Raw genomic sequence first — 16,359 nt, forward strand, 5'->3', positions numbered from 1 at the left:
CGAACAGTGACGTGGATTGGCAGAATCTGCTGCATGCACTCGCTCGACCGCATCGATCGCCTCATTCTGCGCGAGCTCCAGCAGGACGCCCGTCTGACGAACCAGGAGCTCGCCGACCGTGTCGGGCTGTCGCCCTCGCCCTGCCTGCGGCGTGTGCGCCAGCTGGAGCAGGCGGGCATCATCGAGGGCTATCGCGCCGTCGTCTCGCCCCGCGCCGTCGACCTCCCCATCACCGCGTTCGTGCGCCTGCGACTCGCCTCGCACGAGGGAGCCACGGTCGACGCCGTCGAGGAGCGCCTGCGGGCCATTCCGCACATCGTCGAGGCGCACCTGCTCGCCGGCGACTGGGACTACCTCGTGCGCATCGTCACGTCGAGCTTCGATGCGTACGAGCGACTGCTGCGCGAACACCTCCGCGCGATCCCCTCGCTGGCCTCGATCGACACGACGTTCGCGTTCGGGGTCACCAAGCCCGTGTCGGCGTTGCCGCTCGACGCCCGGTGAGCGGAGCCCGTTCCGCCGGGCGCGGGGACCACGGCGTCTCGCCGCGCCCCATCGGCCGGCGGGCAGGGCGGTGCCGACGGATCGCGCGTCGATACGATGTGACGACCCGTGGTCACGGCATCCGGGATCTGTTCGTGCGAAAGGAACCCGCGACGTGGACGACCTCGCCCGCTGGGCCGCGGCTCTGACGACGATGGTCGGTCTGGGACTCACCCTCGGGCTCAACCCCGCTCTGTACGGGGCGACCGCCGACATGCTCGCCCAGAACACCCGCGTCCCGGTGCGGATGGGGTGGATGGTCGGGGGCCTGGCGACCGGGGCGACGATCCTGTACCTGCTGCTGCAGAGTTTCGACCCCACCGAGTTCGTCGCGGCGGCCGAGCGCAGCACGACCGAGGCGGTGCTCGACCGGCGGGTCGACCTGATCGCCGGCACGCTGTTCCTGCTCGGTGCGGTCGCGGTGGCGTGGTGGAAGCTCCGCGTTCCGGTGCGTTCCCCCGCGCGCAGACAGGTCCAGGCCCGCGCGCACTCGTGGAGCTACTACGTGCTCGGCGTCAGCTGCTCGGTCATCGGATTCACCACGCTGCCGATCATGTACATGACCGGGCGGATCGCCGACGGCGTCAGCGACCACCCTCTGCTGCGGTGGCTGGCCTACGCGGTGTTCCTCGTGGCGCTCGCCGCGCCGTTCGTGCTACTGGCCACGGCGTGGATCCACTTCCCCACCACCGCGGCACGGGTGAACCGCGTCTACTCGCACCTGATCGATATGGATCACCGGTGGGTTTACGCGACCGTGCTCGCGGTGGCGGGCGTGGCCTGCCTCGTGCTCGGAGTCCTTCCGGGGCGCTGAGCCCTCAGCGCGCGTTGCGCTGCTTGAGTAGCTTCGCCTGCACCTTGCGGCGGATCTTCTGCACCTTCGGGTCCTTCCAGACCCGGTAGGCGACGGTCCCCGCCGCAGCGGCACGACCGATCGCCGTCCGCGCGAGCACAGCGCCCGCGAGTCCCACCGCTCCGGTTCCGATCCAACGTCCGACACCCATGGTCACTCCTCGTTCTGCGTCGTGGGAGTCCCACTCAACGCGAACGGATGCCGGATACCGCGGCGGTTGCGCAACGCCCGCCGATGTGGGTGAGGGTCAGCGCAGCGATCCGCCCACCGCCGCGGCGAACGGCTCGAGGGCGGCGATGACGTCGTCGGTCAGCGTGACCTTGCTCGCGGCGACCGCGTCGTCGATCTGGCTCGTGCGCGAGGCGCCGATGATCGCCGTCGTGACCACCGGGTCGCGCAGCACCCACGCCACGGCGAGCTGGGGGATCGACAGGCCGGCCTCGCGCGCGACGCCGTCGATCCCGCGGATGCGGCCGAGGTAGTCGTCGGTCAGGGCGGACTCGTCGAGGAAGCGGCTGTCGGCGGCGCGCGAGTCGGCGGGCACCGTGCCGTCGAGGTACTTGGCCGTCAGCAGTCCCTGGGCGAGGGGCGAGAAGACGGCGCTGCCGACCGAGAGGTCGCGCAGGACCGGGAACAGCTCCGCCTCGGGCGTACGGTCGAACAACGAGTACCGCGGCTGGTGGATGAACAGGCGCACGCCCTCGGCGGCGAGCAGCTCGTGCGCGCGCCGCGTGAGGTCGGCGGGGTAGTTCGAGATGCCCGCGTACAGCGCCTTGCCGCTGCGGACGATGTCGGCGAGCGCTCCGACCGTCTCTTCGATCGGGGTCTCGGGGTCGACGCGGTGCGAGTAGAAGACGTCGACGTAGTCGGTACGCATGCGCGTGAGGCTCTGCTCGAGCGAGCGGATCAGGTACTTGCGCGAGCCGCCGTCGCCGTACGGGCCAGGCCACATGTCGTAGCCCGCCTTCGTCGAGACGAACAGCTCGTCGCGGTACCGGCGCAGGTCAGTGTCGAGCACCGTGCCGAAGGTTGTCTCGGCGGCGCCGTAGGGCGGGCCGTAGTTGTTGGCGAGGTCGATGTGCACGACGCCGCGGTCGACCGCGTGGCGCAGGATCTCGCGCTGCGTGTCGAGCGTGCGCCCGCTGCCGAAGTTCTGCCACAGACCGAGCGAGATGCGAGGAAGGGGGATGCCGCTGGCCCCGGCGCGGGCGAAGGGCACGTCGTCGTAGCGGGTGGGTGCCGCCTCGAACGGGGAGGACAGGCGGGAGTCATCGGCGGCGATGGGCATGGTTCTCCTCGGAACGAAAAGCGGTGTGATCCGACTCTGCCACGCCCACGCCGCCCGCGTGGCATCCGCCGTCCGGGACTCAGGCGGCGGTGCCGGACAGCTCGTCGCGCAGCAGTGCCGCTCCGGCCGACAGCGCGCTGAGCTTGTCGAAGGCGACACCGCGCGGTAGAGGCGCCATGCCGCAGTTGGAGCTCGGGATGAGCTTGTCGGCGTCGACGAACTCCAGCGCGCGCCGCAGGGTGTCGGCGACCTCTTCGGGGGTCTCGATCCGCTCGCTGGCGACATCGAGCGCTCCGAGCATGATCTTCTTGCCGCGGATCAACTCGATGAGATCGATCGGCACGTTCGAGCGGTGGCTCTCCAGCGACACGATGTCGATCGACGACTGCTGCAACAGGGGGAACGACTCCTCGTACTGCCGCCACTCCGATCCGAGGGTGGCCTTCCAGTCGGTGTTGGCTTTGATGCCGTAGCCGTAGCAGATGTGCACGGCCGTCTCGGCGCGCAGGCCTTCGGCTGCGCGTTCGAGCGCGGCGACGCCCCAGTCCTTCATCTCGTCGAAGAAGACGTTGAAGGCGGGCTCGTCGAACTGGATGATGTCGACCCCCGCCGCTTCGAGCTCGCGCGCCTCTTGGTTGAGGATGGTCGCGAACTCCCAGGCCAGCTTCTCGCGGCTGCCGTAGTAGCGGTCGGAGAGCGTGTCGATCATCGTCATGGGTCCCGGCAGTGCCCACTTGATCGGCTGATCGGTCTGCGTGCGCAGGAAAGCGGCGTCGTCGACGAACACGGGGCCCCGGCGGCTCACGGCGCCGACCACGGTCGGAACGCTCGCGTCGTACCGGTTGCGGATGCGGACCGTCTCGCGGTTCTCGAAGTCGACGCCGTTGAGGTTCTCGATGAACGTCGTGACGAAGTGCTGACGCGTCTGCTCACCGTCGCTGATGATGTCGATGCCGCGTCGCTCCTGCTCCTGCACCGCGGAGCGCAGGGCGTCGTGCTTGCCCTCGACGAGGATCTCGCCCTCGAGCTCCCACGGTGACCACAGCACCTCGGGCTTCGCGAGCCACGCGGGCTTGGGAAGGCTGCCGACGGTGGAGGTGGGAAGAAGGGTGGGCACGGGGGTGGATCCTTCGCGGGTCATCGGACGGGGGCGGCGTAGGCGGCGGCCCACTGGTCGAGAACGAGGCGGTGGGGCTTCACGAAGTGCTCCTCGGCGTAGCGCCCCTGCGTGACGGCCAGCTGGCTGCGCTCTTCGCGGTCGTAGTCGATGCCGGTGCGCACGAAGTCGGGCTGGTCGAGCGTCGGGCGGTAGACCGCGCCGGCGGGGGTGACGGCGTTGTAGACCTCGGGGCGGTAGATCTTCTGGAAGGTCTCCATCGTGCTGATGGTGCCGATCAGCTGCAGGTCGGTGTAGTCACCCAGCAGGTCGCCGCGGAAGTAGAACGCGAACGGCGCCACGCTGCCCCGCGGCATGAAGTAGCGCGCCTGCAGGCCCATCTTGGCGAAGTACTCGTCGGTCATCGAGAACGAGTCCTGCTCGTACTCGATGCCCAGCACGGGGTGCACCGTGCCCGTACGGCGGTAGGTGCGGCTCGTCGACACGCTGATGCAGATCACGGGCGACTGGGGGAAGCGCTCGCGGTAGGCGTCGGAGTCGAGGAAGTGCTGGAAGAGCTTTCCGTGCAGGATGCCGAAATCGTCGGGCACCGTGAACCCGGAGCCGCTCGCGTTGGCCGCGGGCAGGACGACGCTGAAGTCGTAGTCGCGCAGGTACGACGAGAAGTTGTTGCCGACGATCCCTCGATGGCGCTCGCCGGTGGCGGTGTCGACGACGTGCACGTCGAGCACCTCGATCACGGGGATGTGCTCGTCGTCGGCGCCGTCGGTGAACTGCAGCTGCACCGAGACGATGTCGAGCTCGACGCGGTACCGGTCGCCGGTGGGGTTGTCGTCGCTCGCGAGGTCGTTGAAGCGGCGGTCGATCATCGAGAGGGCGTTGCGCAGGTTCTGCTGCCGGTGCTCTCCCCGCGCGAGGTTGGCGAAGTTCGTCGTGACGCGCGAGGTGTCGGCCGGGGCGTAGTCCTCGTCGAAACGGGTGGTGCTGATGCTGAACGTGATGTCGTTCGCCATGAGAAGCCAATCGGGGCCGAGAGGCGCGGGCCTCGGGGAAGTCGGTGACTCCATCGTGCTCGGATGCCGCGGTCATCGGGTAATTCCGCTCAGCTATGCACGCCTATAGCCTGGGGCTATGGCCAAGCGCACGAGCGGCATCACCCTGCAACAGCTCCAGTACTTCATCGAGGTCGCCGCCGAGGGATCGATCACCGCCGCGGCCGACATCCTCTTCGTCGCTCAACCGACCATGTCGGCCGCGATGAAAGACCTCGAGCACCGGGTGGGACGCGATCTGCTCACGCGTTCCGCGCGCGGGGTCACCCTCACCGTCGACGGCGTGGAGTTCCTCGGCTACGCGCGTCAGGTCGTCGAACAGGCCGAGCTGCTCGAGCAGCGCTACCTCGGCCGGCCGCCCTCGCGGCGCCTGCTCGGGGTCTCGACCCAGCACTACTCGTTCGCCGTCGACGCGTTCGTGCGCATGGTGAAGGGCACGAACGCGGCGGAGTACGAGTTCTCGCTGCGCGAGACCCGCACCTTCGACATCATCGAAGACGTCCGCACGCTCCGCAGCGAGCTCGGCATCCTGTTCCGCAACGACTTCAACCGCAACGTCCTCGACAAGCTGCTGCGCGACTCGGGGCTGGCGTTTCATCCGCTGTTCGTCGCCGAGCCGCACATCTTCGTCTCGCGGCGCAACCCGCTCGCCCAGCGCACGCGCGCCACCCTCGACGACCTCGTCGCCCTGCCGCGCCTGACCTTCGACCAGGGGGCGAACAACTCCTTCTACTTCGCCGAAGAGATCCTCTCGACGCTGTCGAGCGCGCAAGAGATCCGCGTCTCGGACCGCGCGACGATCTTCAACCTCATGATCGGTCTCGACGGCTACACGATCTCGACCGGCATCATCAGCGACGACCTCGACCCCGAGATCGTCGCCGTGCCCCTCGACGTCGACGAGCACATCGAGATCGGCTGGATCGGCCGCACCGCGATCCCCCTCACCGAGCAGGCGCAGCGGTACCTCGCCGAGGTGCGCGACGTGGTGGCGGGGTTCGGCGTGGAGGTGCTCGGGTAGGGGGAGCGGATGCCATGTCTCCCGCCCGCTGTCGGGTGCGGCGCTGACCGTCAGAGTCCGAGGCGACCCAGTCGCTCCTCGACGCGAATCTGCACGTCTTCCGGCTCGTCGTCCGTGGACTCGGTCCACATCGCGGCGAGCTCTTTCTGGACGGACTCGGGGAGTGCGGCGAACTTCTCGTCCCACGCGGCGACCGGCGTCCAGTATCCGACGACCTTGAACCTGGTCGCGGGCAGGCCGAGCTCCTTGCGCAGGTATTTGCGGACGTCTCGCAGCGCGACGGTCTCGCCGGCGACCCAGACGTAGCCCTCGTCGAGTGGGAGACGCGCGTCTACGACGCCGCGCACCAGGTGACCCAGAGCGCTCGGGCTGTGGCCGTTGCCGCCGATCACCCAGGTGACCTCGACATCGGGGCCCGCGTCGAAGGGCAGCCGGTCGTCTTCGTGGGGGACCTCGAGCACGACGCGGGTGCGCACGCCCTCCGGCGCGTTCGCGGCGATGCGTGCCGCAGCGGGCAGGCCGGTGAGATCGGCCACCAGAACCTGCCAGGTGATGCCGGCCGGGGGAGCGTACAGACCGGTCGGCGCGTTCAGGCCGAGCACGTGGCCGGGCTCTGCGCGGAGCGCCCACGGCCCCGCGACACCGGATTCGTGGGTCACGAAGTCGATGTCGAGTTCGCCGGCATCCTGGCGCACGGCACTGATCGTGTACGTGCGCATCGGAGCCTCCGGCGCCCCCGCCGGGGTCTCCCACCAGTCCCCGGCGGGAATGGGCAGTGAGACGTCGGTGGGGTCCTCGCCGTGCGGGAAGAACACGCGCACGTATTCGTCGCCGATCCCCGTGCTCACGAAGTCAGCGACGCCGTCGCCGCCGAGGGTGATGCGGACCAGGTTCGGGGTGAGGGTGGTGGTGCTGCTGACGATGCCGCGGTGGATGATCACGGAGTCTCCGTCTCTGGGCTCGGGGAGGGCTGGCGGGGGTAACGGGTGGTCGTGTTCTGCGCCGAGGGGGTCTGGGCGGTCCAGGCGTCGCGGTAGAGCCCGTCGACGGCGAGGAGCGTCTCGTGCGTGCCGCGCTGCGTCGGACGCCCGTCGGCGAAGACGACGATCTGCTCGGCCGTGGCGGCCTGCTGCAGCCGGTGCGCGATGAGCAACGCCGTGCGGCCGTGGCGCAGGGCGGTGATCGCCTTCTCCACCGCGTCGCGGTGGTGCAGCCCGACGTCGGCGGTCGCCTCGTCGAGGATCACGACCGCGGGATCGGCCAGGAACGCCCGCGCGATGGCGAGCTGCTGAATGCGGCCCTCGTCCAGGGGCACGGCGGGCTCCTGCGACGAGTCGGAGCCGCCGGATTGCGCGGTGAGCGCGTCGACCGCCCAGTCCGCCCCGACCGCCCTCACCGCGGCGACCATCTGGTCGAGGCTGGCGTCGGGTTCCACCAGGCGCAGGTTGTCGGCGATCGTGCCCCGGAAGTGGTGCAGCTCCTGCGAGAGGTAGTAGGGCGCATTCGCGGTGGAGGCCAGGTGCACGCTGCCCGACGTCGGCGGGTGGTGTCCGGCGATCACCCGGGCGAGGGTGCTCTTGCCCGACCCCGAGGCGCCGACCAGCGCGGCGGTCGTGCCCGCAGGCACGTGCAGGTTCACGTCGCTGATACCGCGGCCGGTGGTCGGGTAGTGGAACGTCACCTGCCGCACCTCGAGCCCTCCGGATGCCGTCGAAGCGGCATCCGATTCCCCCTCCCGTGCGCTCGAGGGCGCCGGAGCGAGGTCGATGACGCCCACGAGGCGCGCGAGTCCGATCGCCGCGCGCTGGATGTCGTTGAGTCCGAAGATCAACTGACCGACCGGCCCGAACAGCCGATGGAAGAGCAGTGCCGCCGTCGTCACCATGCCCACCGTGATCGCCCCGGCGGACTGCAGCAGAAAACCCGTACCGAGGATCGCGGCCAGGCCGACCAGCTCTCCGGCGTTGATCCACCGGAACAGCCGGTTCGTCACCCGGACGCCCTCGATCTGCATCCGGATCGAGGCTTCGGCGCGCTCGGACACGCGAGCGAGCGCGTGATCCTGCTCGTTGAACGCGGTGAGCGTGTCGATGCCCTCGACCGCCTCGAGCACGGCCTGACTGCGCGCGGCCTCACGTATGCGCACCTCGCGGAAAACGACGCGCGACCGACGCAGGAACGCCCGGGTGCCGAGCACGTAGAACGGCGCCGAGGCGATACCGGCGAGCGCGAGCCAGGGGTCGAGCGCGGTCAGTGCGACCACCGAGACGGCGATGGCGAAGGCGGCGGACAACAGGGTGGGCGCGACGTTGCCCCCGGCTTCCGCGACGGCGTCGACGTCACCGGTGAGGCGGGAGAGCAGGTCGGCGCTCTCGCCGTCGTCGACGGTGCTCACCGGCAGGCGCATGGCCGAGGTGAACACGTCTTCGCGCAGGCGGGCGAGCATGTCCTGCACCAGTGCGGTGAGCACACGCACCGCCCAGAGCATCACGACCGCAGATCCGATCGCCCCGGCACCGGCGCCGATGACCCAGCCCGCGATCGTGAGGGATCCCGCGTCGGACGAGACGGCGTCGACGATGCGCCCCAGACACGCGGGCATCACGATGCCCAGAGCGGATGCCGCGAGGAACAGCACGGCGACGCCGGCCACTCTGCCCGGATGCTGTCGCAGCAATGCCCCGATCGCCGTGCGCACGCGCGCGCTCGAGGCGATCGGCAAGAGGGGCGGGGTGGTGTCGAGGGCGTCGCTCATGCCGACTCCGATCCGTGGGAGGAGAGGTCGATGACCCGGTCGCAGGCTCCCAGCAGCACGGGAGAGGTGGTGATCACGATGACGGTGTCGCCGTGCCGGGCGAGCGAGCGGGCGATGTGCGCCTCGGTGACGGCATCGACGGCTGAGGTCGGCTCGTCGAGCACGAGCACGTCGGCCTCCGCGTGCAGGGCGCGGGCGATCCCGATGCGCTGCCGTTGCCCTCCGGAGAGTCGTCGGCCGGCCTCGCCGACCTGCGAGTCCCAGCCCCCGACCTGCACGACGGTGTCCTGCAGCGCCGCCATGTCGACGAGCGAGGGATGCGGGGATCCGTCGGTGCCGTGTCCGCGCACGGCCTCCCGCAGGGTGCCGTTCACGATCGTCTGGCCGTGCGGCGGGGCGACGACGCGGCGGCGGTATTCGACCGGATCCCACTCGGACAGGTCCCGCCGTTCACCGTCGACGGCGAGTTGCACGTGACCCGGCACGGGCGGCGTGCGCAGGCCGAGGCGTCGAGAGAGCGCTCGGGCCGTGTCGCTGTCGGGAGGAAGGATGCCGAGCAGCTCGCCCTTCCTCACCTCGACGAGCGACTCGGGCGCGGCGCCGGCCCGGAAGGCCAGCACGACGTCGTCCGCCGGATCCCCACGGCGCTCGTGCGTCACGGGTGGGGCGAGCAGGTCTTCGGCGTCGATGACCTCGGCGAGCCGCTTGGCCGAGGCGAGCTTGTGGATCCAGTTCGAGGGGAACGAGCCCGCGTAGGCGAGGTAGCCGCTGATGAACTGGGCGAGGCCGAGCACGGCGACCAGCTCGCCGATGCTGATGCGACCCTCGGATGCGAACCACGCCGACATCCCCGCCAGCGCGGTCGTCGCGACCGCGGCCAGCGTGCCGCTGATCGCCTCGTACGACGCGAGGGATCGACCGGCGGCCGTCGCGGCTCGCCGGGCGGTGTCGCTCGCGGTGACGTAGCGTCGCACGGCCTCTTCGCGGGCGCCGATGCCCACCAGCACACGGAATCCGCTCATGAAGTCGGCGGCGACGGCCCCCGCCTCGGTGGCGGCGTGTTGTTCGACGAACCCTCGGCGCTCGAGCGGACGCGAGACGACCTGCATCACGAACATCATCGCGATCGTCGAACCGAACACGACGAGAGTCGCGACCGGCGAGATCACCAGGATCGCCAGCCCGGCGCCGATGATCGCGGCGATCGTGGAGCACTGCTGCGCCACCGACCAGGCGACACCGGCCACGCGATAGGTGTCGGAGGTCACGAAGGTCAGCGCTTCACCCGGCGTCACCGTGCGGCGGGACAGTCGGGGGCGCAGCATTCGTGACAGGGCGAGGTGGCGCAGCGCCTGCTCGCCGTAGCCGTAGATCGAGACCATCAGACGGGATGCCGACTGGTAGCTCACGGTGAGCACCAGAAACGTCGCGACCAGCACACTGATCCAGACGGCGAGCGCGACCGGGGCGGCGGGGAGCACGGCACGGTCGATCGTCGCGCCGATGAGAACGGGGATCGTGGCCTCGGCCAGCGCGTGCACGATGAGCAATGCGGTTGCCGCGGCGAGGGCCGCACCGCGTCCCTCGGCCTTCAGCGCGATCCCGAAGAGCCGCCGCGGAGTCTTCGTCACTGTTGTCGTCACTGCATCCGCCGACCGAGCGGCAGCACCAGCGGTGTGCCCGAGACGGGGTCGGTGATCACCGTGCAGGGCAGGTCGTACACGGCCTCCACGAGATCGGCGGTGATGATCTCGCGGGGGTCGCCCTGCGCCACGATGGCCCCGTCGCGCATCGCCACGAGGTGGGTCGCGTAGCGCGCGGCGTGATTGAGGTCGTGCAGCACGGCCACGAGGGTGGTGCCGCTGCGGTGCAGATCGGCGAACAGTTCCATCAGGTCGATCTGGTGCGCGATGTCGAGGAAGGTCGTCGGCTCGTCGAGCAGCAGGTGCGGCGTCTGCTGGGCGAGGGCCATCGCCACCCATACGCGCTGCCGCTGGCCGCCCGAGAGTTCGTCGACCGGGCGGCGGGACAGATCGGTGACCCCGGTCGCCGCCATCGCCTCGGACACCGCGCGCTCATCGGCGGTGCTCCAGGTGCGCATCGCACTCTGGTGGGGGAATCGGCCCCGTCCGACCAGGTCGGCGACGGTGATCCCGTCGGGGGCGAGGGACGACTGGGGGAGGAGCCCCAGTTTGCGAGCGGCATCCTTCGGCTTGAGGGAGCGCAGCTCGGCGCCATCGAGCAGCACGGCACCGGTTCGGGGACGGAGCAGTCGGGCGAACCCGCGCAGCAGGGTCGACTTGCCGCACGCGTTCGGCCCGATGATGATCGTGAACGAGTTGTCCGGTACCTCTAGCGACAGCTCGGAGATGACGGGGGTCTCCCCGTAGCCCAGCGTGATGTCGCGGGCTCGCAGCGAAGCGATCATGCGTGTTCCTTTCAGGTGCGGCGCGCGTACTGCGCGGCCAGCAGCCAAGCGAGATAGATGCCGCCGATCGAGACCGTCACGACCCCGACGGGGACCGCGACGAGCTGGGCGACCGCGTCGGAGACCACGACGAGGGCGGCGCCGGTCAGCATCACCGGGACGGGGTCCATCGGGGTGTTCGAGCGTGTGAGGCGCTGCGAGATCTGCGGAGCCGCCAACGCGATGAAAGAGAGCGGACCGGCGGCCGCGGTGACCAGCGCCACCAAGGCGACGCCGAACACCATCGCGGCGAGCCGTGTGCGGCCGGGAGCGATGCCCAGCGCGGTCGCCGCGTCGTCTCCCATCTCGAGAACCGGCAGTGTGCGGTTCAGCGGAAGCGACAGCACGGTGACGATGGCGAACACGATCGCGGCGGGGATCAACTGATCGAAGCCGAGCGAGGCGAGCGAACCCGCCCCCCAGGTCGCGGCCATCATGGCCTTCTCGACGCTGACCGAGATCAGGATCCAGGAGGTGAGCGACCCGAGCCCGGCCGAGACGCCGATACCGACGATGATCAGGCGAAACGACGACAGGGTCTTCTTGTTCGCCAGCACGTACACGAGCAGTGCGGTGAGCAGACCGCCGACGAGTGCCCCGGCGGCCTTGAGCATGTAGGTGTTCAGCTCCAGCACCACCATCGTGAGGGTCACGCCGAACTGGGCGCCGATGCCGAAGCCGATGATGTCGGGCGAGCCGAGCGGATTGCGGGTGAGTGACTGGAAGATGCCGCCGGCGAGGGCGAGAGCGGCGCCGCAGAGCACCGCGAACAGGACGCGCGGCAGTCGCCACTCGAGGACTACCTGGCGGACGTCGGAGTCGGAGGACGGGTCGACGACGGCGCGGATGACCGCCGCGAGGTCCACCTCGTAGGCGCCGATCGTCATCGATCCGAGACCCGCGGCGACGATCACGACGGCGAGCAGCACGCAGACCACGATCGAGCGGACCGGGATGAGTGTCGCGATGCGCGCGGTGTCGATCCGGATGTGCCGACGTCCGTGGTCGACGGGCGCGAAGGCTGCGTCGTCGTGTGCGGTGGGGGCGGGGCGCCGATCGATGCTCACAGTCCGCTCACCCGCTCGCGGCGCACGAGCGCGATCAGGAGTGGGGAGCCCAGCAGAGCGGTGACGATCCCGACGCGCAGCTCGCCGCTGGGCAGCACGATGCGGCCCACGACGTCGGCGAACAGCAGGAAGGTCGGGCCGATGATCATCGAGTACGTCAGCACCCAGCGCTGATCGGGGCCCGTGAACCACCGCACGATGTGGGGGATCATCAGACCCACGAAGGCGATGGGACCGGCGGCGGCGACGCTCGTGCCCGCCAGCAGGGTGACCGCGACGATCACGAGCACGCGGGTGACACGCACCCGGGCGCCGAGCGCCTGGGCCAGGTCGTCGCCGAGGGCCAGCGCATTCAGGGAACGAGCGCAGAACAGCCCGATCAGCAGACCGCCGACGATCAGCGGGGTGGCCCAGGCGAGCTGGTCGAGGGTGCGTCCGCCGATCGAGCCGACGCCCCAGAAGCGCATGACCTGGAGTGTGCCCAGATCGCGCAGCACGATCGCGGTCGTGAGGCCGGTGAGCGCCGCGCCGAGGGCGACCCCGGCGAGCGTCAGCTTCATGGGCGTCGCCCCGGAGGCCCCGAACGAGCCGAGCGCGTACACGAGGATGGTCAGCACGAAGGCACCGGCCAGCGCGAAGGGCACGTACGCGCCGGGGGTGGTCAGCCCCAGCACCCCGACCGCGAACGTGACCGCGAAGGATGCCCCCGCGTTCACACCCAGGATGCCGGGGTCGGCCAGGGGGTTGCGGGTGAAGGCCTGGATGAGTCCGCCGCACACGGCCAAGGCGGCGCCCACGACGATGCCCAGCACCGTTCGGGGCACCCGCAGCTCCACCACCATGAGGTGCAGTGGGTTGGCATCGTCGTAGGCGAACAGGGAATGCAGCACGGTGAGGGGATCGATTGCCCGGTTGCCGACGGCCAGCGAGGCGAGGGTGGCGAGCACCAGCACCACCGCCGAGACGATGAGTCCCAGCACGAGGGTCGCGTTGCAGTGCGGAGAGCCGGCTGCCCGACCCTCCGCACCCGTGTTCGAGACGTCCGTGCCGTCTGTCGTCGTCAGGGACATCTCGCGGGTCACTCTCCTGCGATGGTCGGCGTGCCCTGCAGCGCGGCCGCGAGGTCGTCGACGTACGTCGGGAGGATGTACTTCAGCGACAGCACGGTCGGAGCGCTGATCGCGGAGGCCTTCACGGCATCCGCGTAGATCACGTAGGAACCGTTCGCGATCGGGTTCCAGCGCGAGACGACCTTGTTCTCGACCGTGTACGTGCCCTCCGCAGCGCTCCCGCCCCAGGCGGCGAACAGGTCGGCCTGCACGTCGTAGAGCTTCTCCAGGCTGACGCCCGTGTACCAGTTGTCGCCCTCGGCGCTCGCGAGGAAGCTGTCCATGGCCGAGGTGGAGGTGAATCCGAGCGCCTCCGTGATGCGCACGCGGGGGTCGTAGTTCAGGTAGACGCCCAGGTCGGTGCCGCCCTCGTTCAGGGTCAGACCCCAGACGAAGGTCTTGTCCTCGAACTCGGGGTGCTCTCCGGCGAGGGTCGTGATCTGCTCCTCGGTCTCGGCGATCAGCTCCTCGGCCTTGGCATCCTCCGACAGCGCCTTGCCGACGGTGCGTGTCATGCCCTCCCAGGTGCCCGGATTCCACGGTCCGTCGATGTACGGCACGGTCGGCGCGATCTCACTGAGGCGCTCGTATTCGATGTCGCTCACGCCCGAGTACAGGCTGAGGATCAGGTCGGGCTTGAGGGCCTTGATCGCCTCGTAGTTGGGTCCGTCTTCGGTGAACGGGATGATCTCGGGGGTCTCGCCGTACTTCTCGGTCACGAACTCCTCGAACCACGGCTGGTAGCCGCTCTCGCCGGCGCCCCAGACCTCTTCGATGCCGACCGGGTTCGTGCCGAGGGCGGCGACGACGTCGGGCGTCATCCAGCCGAGGGCGACGACGCGCTGAGGCTTCTCGGGAATGACGGTCTCGCCGTGGCCGTGCTCGATGACCACGCCACCGGCGGAGGTCGAAGGAGTGGTGGATCCGGCGGTCTCACCGGCGGTCGAGCACCCGGTCAGGATGAGGGCAGCGGTGATGGCTGCGGCGACGAGCGCGGAGGCGCGCCGGATTTTCGGGCGCGCGAAAGCGTGCGACATGGTTCTCCTTGAGAGATGGGAGGGGAGTGCCGCGGCAACGCGGCGAGAAGTTAGGTAAGCATGGCCTAACAAACCGATGCTAGATCGCGGATGCGGCGGCGAGTGTCGATCGACGGACGACTTGTGTCGTCAAACAGACGCGGCGGGTCAAGTGGGCGCGAGAGTCAGCGCCAGTAGAGGTGGTGTGCGGAGTCCGCCTGCACGCGTGCGACATGCTGACGAGGGGTGAGTCCGAACCGCTCCTTGAAGCTCGCGGAAAAGGCGCTGGTCGTCGCGTAGCCGCATCGGTGAGCCGCCGCACCGATGGGGGTGCCATCGATGATCAGGCGGGCGCCGAGGGTCAGTCGAACGCCGGTGCGCCACCGCCCGAACGTCATGCCGACGTCGTTCTGAAAGATGCGCAGCACGGTGCGTTCATGCAGGCCGTGGGCGAGGAACAGCTCGCCGGCGCTGCGCGGATCGCCCGGGTCGTCCAGCACCGCCTGCGCCAGCGCGCGCACGCGCTCGTCTGTGGGGAGCGGGACCTCGCCCCAGCCATTGAGCGCATCGGGGGTCGGCTGCTGCAGCATCTCGATCAGGGTGGACTGGATGCGCACGCGCAGGTCGGTGGGCATGTCGTTGATGCCGAGGTGCAGCAGCATCTCCTGCACGGCGCGCGGCACGAGGACCCGGGTGATGTCGTCGATCGGTGTGATGGCGGACGTTGCCGGCAGATAGGTGTAGCAACCGACGGAGTCCCGCTCGTGGTGCGCCGTGTGCGGCGTACGCGCGGGGATCCAGACCCCCTGGCCCGGCGCGAGCCGCCACATCGCGTCCTGCAGGTGGATCCACACGGTGCCGCGGTAGCACCACGCGAGCATCGCGTCGGCGTGCGAGTGCGGAGGCGAGAGTGGGCGGGTACCGGTGTCTTCCCCGGTCACCACCCCTGTCCCCATCAGGTACGGCTTCACCACGGTCGATGGATGCTCGGGGCTCGCGTCCCAGTCGGCCTGCCGGTATGAGTTCATCCTGTGCTCCGGTGGGGTGGTCGCCTACTCCGCGGTCGATCGACATGCAGCACCTCGATCTTCGTGACACCTTCTCCGCCGCGGCGCGCAGAGTCGGCTCTCTGGGGACGCTGCGGGTATGAGGGCGTACCCGACGGTTACTGCTGCGCCCTGGGTCGGAGAGACCCGCGCATGTCGATTCTCACCGGTCGATCGGCGCTGGTGTGGTCAGCATAGAACGTCGGCTCGAACTGCGGGGGCTTACGCCTTGGCCCGCCCTCGGGGGCCGCCAGTCAAGAACGGTCAAGCGCCAGCGCGTCGCGTGATCCCCGGTGCCTTCAGCTCGAGAACGCGTCCCAAGCGACGCATATCGGCGATGGTGAATCCGAAGGCGCCGCGAAAGCCGGCGAATGTGAGGGCAGAGACGAACTCACGACCACCCGAGAGCGTCATCCGCATTTGAGGCGACCAGATCCAGGCGCTCCACACGCGAACGTCCTGAACTGCGACGATCTCATCGAAGGAGAAAGCGGCCTTCGGAGCGTCGCCGTCCGTCCAAACCTCAACCCCGTCGTCGGTGATGAGGATGAACCCTTTACCGATGAGGTTCGAATGACGCCGATTCCGCCAGTCTTCGACCCGTGGACCGATCGCGGAGTCGGAACAGAGATAGAACCGCGTCTCAGGGCGCTCCGCGCTCACTCGCTCGGCATGGTCCCCGAGCGCACGATTCCCGCGCCGCAGGATCACCCACGCTCCGATCAGCACGACGAGGCCAAGGGCTGTCCAGAAGAAAACCTCACCCCAGCCGCGCTCCAGAAACAGGGCCAAGAAGACGCCTCCGGCGCAGATGATCTCGAGTATCACCACGGGGAGAACCGAGAGGATGCCTACCCAAGGGCTGAGGGGGCTCACCGGCGTTCCCCACTCGCGGACGACTTCCATTTCGACGACTCCCTAGGTCGGTCAATATCAGGTCCACGAACAGTGCACGCGAGTAAAAAAGGACTGCCCATCCGCGTGCCGAGCGAGGGGCGAGGAAATCATAGGCCGCCCGCTCCGCC

At 69.3% G+C, this 16,359-nt stretch carries 16 protein-coding genes; 3 read left to right on the top strand and 13 right to left on the bottom strand.

Translation table 11 applies throughout. The annotated features are described in order from the left end of the window. Positions 1-33: 33 nt before the first annotated feature. Together IFU40_RS13265 and IFU40_RS13270 are read left to right on the top strand one after the other, a co-directional pair. On the top strand, positions 34-504 hold the full coding sequence (locus IFU40_RS13265; protein WP_070409511.1) for an Lrp/AsnC family transcriptional regulator: 471 nt from the start codon (positions 34-36) through the stop codon (positions 502-504). 154 nt (positions 505-658) lie between these two features. Further along, positions 659-1,357, top strand: coding sequence for a hypothetical protein (locus IFU40_RS13270; protein WP_191926625.1), 699 nt, complete (start codon positions 659-661; stop codon positions 1,355-1,357). Positions 1,358-1,361: 4 nt separating this feature from the next. Here IFU40_RS13270 and IFU40_RS13275 read toward each other — a convergent pair whose 3' ends face one another. The 4 genes from IFU40_RS13275 to IFU40_RS13290 form a co-directional block, all read right to left on the bottom strand. Continuing rightward, positions 1,362-1,547, bottom strand: a complete 186-nt coding sequence (locus tag IFU40_RS13275; RefSeq protein ID WP_070409513.1) for a hypothetical protein — start codon at positions 1,545-1,547, stop codon at positions 1,362-1,364. A 96-nt stretch (positions 1,548-1,643) separates the two neighbouring features. Next, positions 1,644-2,684 carry an aldo/keto reductase gene (locus IFU40_RS13280; protein WP_191926626.1) on the bottom strand — a complete coding sequence of 347 codons (1,041 nt, stop codon included), beginning with the start codon at positions 2,682-2,684 and terminating at the stop codon, positions 1,644-1,646. Between the two features lie 79 nt (positions 2,685-2,763). Further along, positions 2,764-3,801 carry a methionine synthase gene (locus IFU40_RS13285; RefSeq protein WP_342343530.1) on the bottom strand — a complete coding sequence of 346 codons (1,038 nt, stop codon included), beginning with the start codon at positions 3,799-3,801 and terminating at the stop codon, positions 2,764-2,766. A 20-nt stretch (positions 3,802-3,821) separates the two neighbouring features. Beyond that, positions 3,822-4,814: a putative oxygenase MesX gene (locus tag IFU40_RS13290; protein WP_191926628.1), complete on the bottom strand. Its 993-nt coding sequence runs from the start codon at positions 4,812-4,814 to the stop codon at positions 3,822-3,824. A 118-nt stretch (positions 4,815-4,932) separates the two neighbouring features. On the opposite strand from IFU40_RS13290, the gene IFU40_RS13295 reads away from it, so the two are divergent. After that, positions 4,933-5,874, top strand: a complete 942-nt coding sequence (locus tag IFU40_RS13295) for a LysR family transcriptional regulator (RefSeq protein WP_070409517.1) — start codon at positions 4,933-4,935, stop codon at positions 5,872-5,874. Positions 5,875-5,924: 50 nt separating this feature from the next. Here the strand turns inward: IFU40_RS13295 and IFU40_RS13300 are convergent, their stop codons facing one another. The 9 genes from IFU40_RS13300 to IFU40_RS13340 all read right to left on the bottom strand — a co-directional run bounded on the left by IFU40_RS13300 (position 5,925) and on the right by IFU40_RS13340 (position 16,165). After that, on the bottom strand, positions 5,925-6,815 hold the full coding sequence (locus IFU40_RS13300; RefSeq protein ID WP_191926629.1) for a siderophore-interacting protein: 891 nt from the start codon (positions 6,813-6,815) through the stop codon (positions 5,925-5,927). Continuing rightward, entirely contained in the window at positions 6,812-8,629 is a 1,818-nt protein-coding gene (locus tag IFU40_RS13305; protein WP_191926630.1) for an ABC transporter ATP-binding protein, read from the bottom strand. The genes IFU40_RS13300 and IFU40_RS13305 overlap by 4 nt, the downstream gene beginning before the upstream one ends. Next, positions 8,626-10,260, bottom strand: coding sequence for an ABC transporter transmembrane domain-containing protein (locus IFU40_RS13310; RefSeq protein WP_191926631.1), 1,635 nt, complete (start codon positions 10,258-10,260; stop codon positions 8,626-8,628). Before IFU40_RS13310 ends, IFU40_RS13305 begins: the two co-directional genes overlap by 4 nt. Before the next feature lie 8 nt (positions 10,261-10,268). Then, positions 10,269-11,057 (bottom strand): ABC transporter ATP-binding protein, encoded by a 789-nt coding sequence (locus IFU40_RS13315; protein ID WP_191926632.1) that lies wholly within the window; start codon positions 11,055-11,057, stop codon positions 10,269-10,271. Between the two features lie 11 nt (positions 11,058-11,068). Continuing rightward, a complete protein-coding gene (locus tag IFU40_RS13320; RefSeq protein ID WP_191926633.1) occupies positions 11,069-12,163 on the bottom strand; it encodes an iron chelate uptake ABC transporter family permease subunit in 1,095 nt (364 codons plus the stop codon). Next, positions 12,160-13,233: a FecCD family ABC transporter permease gene (locus IFU40_RS13325; RefSeq protein ID WP_191926634.1), complete on the bottom strand. Its 1,074-nt coding sequence runs from the start codon at positions 13,231-13,233 to the stop codon at positions 12,160-12,162. The genes IFU40_RS13320 and IFU40_RS13325 overlap by 4 nt, the downstream gene beginning before the upstream one ends. 8 nt (positions 13,234-13,241) lie before the next feature. Further along, positions 13,242-14,309, bottom strand: a complete 1,068-nt coding sequence (locus IFU40_RS13330) for an ABC transporter substrate-binding protein (protein WP_191926635.1) — start codon at positions 14,307-14,309, stop codon at positions 13,242-13,244. A gap of 164 nt (positions 14,310-14,473) precedes the next feature. After that, positions 14,474-15,316, bottom strand: a complete 843-nt coding sequence (locus IFU40_RS13335; RefSeq protein WP_191926636.1) for a helix-turn-helix transcriptional regulator — start codon at positions 15,314-15,316, stop codon at positions 14,474-14,476. A gap of 282 nt (positions 15,317-15,598) precedes the next feature. Further along, positions 15,599-16,165 (bottom strand): hypothetical protein, encoded by a 567-nt coding sequence (locus IFU40_RS13340; protein WP_206754876.1) that lies wholly within the window; start codon positions 16,163-16,165, stop codon positions 15,599-15,601. Positions 16,166-16,359: the final 194 nt, after the last annotated feature.

Origin of the sequence: Microbacterium sp. CFBP 13617, from assembly GCF_014839445.1 — a bacterium.
Classification (GTDB): Bacteria; Actinomycetota; Actinomycetes; order Actinomycetales; family Microbacteriaceae; genus Microbacterium.